Origin of the sequence: Arenibacter certesii DSM 19833, assembly GCF_000429545.1 — a bacterium.
In the GTDB taxonomy this organism is placed as follows: Bacteria; Bacteroidota; Bacteroidia; order Flavobacteriales; family Flavobacteriaceae; genus Arenibacter; species Arenibacter certesii.
In genome coordinates, this window is the sequence record NZ_KE386917.1 from 1 (window position 1) to 4,033 (window position 4,033).

Sequence of the window (4,033 nt, forward strand, 5' to 3'; positions counted from 1 at the left end):
TGATCGGGAACATGTACCGAAAACGGGATCCCAAACTGACAGCCGAGGTGACCAAGCTAGCAGAAGAAATACAGAACCACCTTTATAATTTCAAAAAATGATAGGCATAGGAAAATCAATATCGCATACCGGAAATTCCATGAGCTATGGCTGGAACAAGGAGAAACAAGCAGAGGTCGTTTACTCCAATCACGTGGCTGGGCAAACCCCAAACCAGATTACCAAAGAATTCAATATCATCCAATCCCAGAACTATCATTGCAAAAAGAACACCTTGAGCTTTGTCATCAGCCCTACTATTGAAGATGGAAAACAGCTAAAAGCCAAAGAGCTCAGTGAAATGACTGCAAAGTTTCTCAAGGAAATGAAATTACAGGAGCATCAGTCCATTGCCTTTGTACATAGGAACCAACCGCACACCCATGTTCATGTATACGTAAACCGGATAAATTTTAACGGCACTGCCTATAACGACAGTTTTATCGGGAAGAGGAGTCAGCTAGCCGCGGAACGGGTGGCAGAGAAAATGGGGCTTACCACGGTACGGGAAGTACAACTGGAAAGATTGGAACAGCTACTGAATATAAGACTGGAGATTAAGCAGGTACATGAAAAAGTGATGAACGAACAACGCCCTAAGGACCTGGATAGTTATATCAAGCTAATGAAGGAAAACAACGTAGAAGTCATCCCAAGCATCAATAAGTCCAACCAGCTGCAAGGATTTAGCTTCCAATACAAAGGCCAAAACCTAAAGGGAAGCGAGGTACACCGTTCCATGTCCGGCAGTAGATTGGTGATGGGAATAGGGAAACATGCGGAGAGGAGCTTCCTGCAAGGCCATGGCAATGCTGTTAGCCTCATGGGAAAGGCCACTCAGCTCAGTGGGAACATCGCTATAAAACTGGCTAAAACAGTGATCAAACAAGCGATCCAAAAAAGTGTAGGAATGGAAATAGGATATTAATATGAAAACCAAAACAATATGGCAAAGCTAGATGAGATTACAGAACTGTTGACCGGCGAACTGGAAGGATTAAAACAGATGTTGGTACAATTGAAAACACTGACTAAAGAACTGACCAGTTCTGAGACCGTAAAGGATATATCCCAAATACGGTACAAACAGGAGGAACTCAATAAAGCACAGGACAACCACTTCAGAGAGCAAAACACGGGACTTAGTGAAGTAAAACAGAAAGTAAGTACGGCGCTCCTAATTCCAAAATGGTTCCTTATTATGATATTGGCGATACCAATACTTTCCATCTCTACATTGGGCTATCTAGGCTATCAGGTGAGGCAGTTCGAGGAAGAAAAGGGAAAAGCCTTCCAAGAGGGAAAAATAACTATTTCAAAACAATTTAATACGTATTTCCGTGAACACCCAGAAGTCTACAAGGGACTTCTGATTTGGACGGAAAAAGAGAAAGAGCCAAATCCAAAGTAGGTGCGCCCTATCCGATTTTTGCCTAACGCTTATCTGCCGGAACACTACAAAAATCGGACAGGAACCATGCGCAAAGTTCTTGGGTAAGATTTGGGATGCTTTCTATTATTATAATGGATTTCTAACCAAACAATATGCATTTAAGAGAAGTGATTTAAGTATGTTTCTAGAGCAAAGCTTTTTACCTTGTTGTGAAAAAGTAATAATAACCAGGAGCTAAGAAACGATTTGCTCATTAGCGTCATCCAAAACAGAATTATCAAAGCTCTTTAAGTAAATTTCAGTGGTTTTAACCGAATGATGTCCCAGGCCTTCGCTAATAATTTCAGTAGAAATCCCCATGTTCTTAGCAATCGTGGCCCAAGAATGACGGATGTAGTAGGAGGTGATCTTTTCTCCGATACCAGCATCTTCAGCAATTACCTTGAATAACTTATTAACTAGCCTTCTATCGGATTTATACTTTGTAAACGTTTCAACGGACCCATCATAACCAATGGGAAAAACAAAATCGTTAGGGCTTTTTCCTTTGGTATAATTTTTTAAGATTGCAGCAAATTCATCTGTTATTTTAACAGATAAAGGGTCACCGGTTTTGCTTCTTCCATAAAAGATCCGACTTTCTCCTATATCTTTTAACCGCAATTTTGCGAGATCAATTAAGTTCATACCCCTACAATTGAACATACACAATAGATAATTTTGGGTGTGCCAAAGGTTGGAGCCTTTCTTGTATTTTAAATTTCTAATGGTAACTATACTTTCTTTGGAGAGGGCTTTTTTCTTGGTACGTCGGGATGTTGGTATTTTGTAATGATTAAAGGGGTTTTTGATTGGGATATACTTATCCTCCTTTACCGCACTGTTGTATATTGCCCTAATCCCACGCATATAAGCACTTATTCCGTTATTTGAATTTCCCTTAGCTTTATTAACTAGTTCAAACTCCTTTAGAAAAGTCACGTTAAGCTGATAGAGTTTAATAGGTGCGCCTTTATTGAAGTTTACAAATGCGGCTATTGAATTTTGATACCATTTGGCCGTACTGGGCTTTCCTTCCCTCAATTTGCGATCAATCAATACTTGTCCCCACTCTGACAGCGATATATCATTAGAGAGGTTCTTTTTTAAATCGGAGTCTAACTTCTTGTCCCAGGATTCCTTAATGTTTTCTATTAATACCTCAATGGTTATCTCATTAATAATTTTACCAAGCTTGTCTATGATCGATTTGGCAGAGTATAATTTTTCGTTCAGCTCTTTATTTATTTCATCGCAATCCTGCTCTCTATTAGCAGTTGCCGATTTTTTAAATGCCATGTTTTTATCATCCCATCCGTCACTGGAAGTAAAAAAGGGAAGTCGAATAATTCTTTGCTTCTTATGATACACCCGCAAGGCAATCGGGAATAATCCTTCGGCGTTTTTTGAATTCGTACGTACGTCTAAAATTAGTCTTGCGCGTGCCATATTTTACAGGTTTCTACTGTAAGATAATCAAAATTGTGCATAGTTTGTGCATAGTTTTAGATGATATCATATGATGTTATATGACATGATATAAGTGTAATCGACTGAAAATCAAATATATAGTAAACTATAGGAAGCTATAGGAAACAAAAAAAGGCGCCTTCTAAGCAGGCGGTCGAAGGTTCGAATCCTTCTGCCATCACATCAACAAGCACAGGGCTTCCAAGAGATTGGAGGCCCTTTTTGATTATACGTGGGTACAACATAGGTACAACAAATGGCCTATTATTTTCTACCATAGGGAAACTGATGAAAATTAAATATTTGCATTTTTTCAGCCTATTTCAACGTCTCCTTACTGATTCCTCAAGCAATTTTATTTAGTTAAAGTTCCCTGTATTTCCATTTTGAGGTGCGTCCTGTAATAAATTGAAGAAAATACTAAAACAACTATTATGGAAGAGCGAGAAAAAATGGTAGAACTTTTATCGGATATTAAGGGACTACTTGCCTATAACAAGAAAACAATGAATATAGATGACTTAGCACTCTATACAGGGCTATCCAAAAGCAAAATCTATAAGCTTACTCAATTCAAACTCATTCCCACCGGCAATAATCCCCATATCCGCCAGAAATTCTTTGACAAAGATGTCATTGATGCCTGGTTATTGGGAAATCCTGATGTCTCAGATGAGACTTTGGAGCACCGGTTTAATCAACAATTGTTAAAGAATAGGAAGAGGTGAGGTGGAAATTAGTTTAGCCAACTATTTTAAGTTAATTTGCTTTATAAAAATGCAACCAAAAAACATGTTTCAATTCCTAAATGGGTCGATTAAAAGAAAGTCCTTTGTGCCTATAGGAATATCATTCAGCCTGTTTCAATTCCTAAATGGGTCGATTAAAAATATGATTAACGGTAACAACGGGTTCATCCTTGTTGGGTTTCAATTCCTAAATGGGTCGATTAAAAGCATCGAATCAGGGGAAGTATATGGCGGCCCTATCAAAGTTTCAATTCCTAAATGGGTCGATTAAAGGTTTGTTTTCACAATAGAAGGTATATCGTCTAACTGCGTTTCAATTCCTAAATGGGTCGATTAAAAGTTT

Annotated in this window: 4 protein-coding genes and 1 CRISPR repeat array; of the genes, 3 read left to right on the forward strand and 1 reads right to left on the reverse strand. The window is 38.4% G+C overall.

What is annotated here, in order from left to right; translation table 11 throughout:
• Positions 1 to 97: 97 nt before the first annotated feature.
• Positions 98 to 967, forward strand: coding sequence for a relaxase/mobilization nuclease domain-containing protein (locus G466_RS0121125; protein WP_026815400.1), 870 nt, complete (start codon positions 98 to 100; stop codon positions 965 to 967).
• A gap of 18 nt (positions 968 to 985) precedes the next feature.
• Positions 986 to 1,450, forward strand: coding sequence for a DUF6730 family protein (locus G466_RS0121130; RefSeq protein WP_026815401.1), 465 nt, complete (start codon positions 986 to 988; stop codon positions 1,448 to 1,450).
• A gap of 216 nt (positions 1,451 to 1,666) precedes the next feature.
• Here G466_RS0121130 and G466_RS22980 read toward each other — a convergent pair whose 3' ends face one another.
• On the reverse strand, positions 1,667 to 2,920 hold the full coding sequence (locus tag G466_RS22980; protein ID WP_051315826.1) for a site-specific integrase: 1,254 nt from the start codon (positions 2,918 to 2,920) through the stop codon (positions 1,667 to 1,669).
• Between the two features lie 455 nt (positions 2,921 to 3,375).
• Here G466_RS22980 and G466_RS22985 point away from each other — a divergent pair, with 455 nt between their 5' ends.
• The gene (locus G466_RS22985) at positions 3,376 to 3,669 is read left to right on the forward strand and encodes a helix-turn-helix transcriptional regulator (RefSeq protein ID WP_051315827.1); all 294 of its coding nucleotides are present in this window, start codon (positions 3,376 to 3,378) and stop codon (positions 3,667 to 3,669) included.
• Between the two features lie 66 nt (positions 3,670 to 3,735).
• A CRISPR array of direct repeats spans positions 3,736 to 4,028; the repeat unit is 28 nt; unit sequence GTTTCAATTCCTAAATGGGTCGATTAAA.
• Positions 4,029 to 4,033 lie beyond the last annotated feature (5 nt).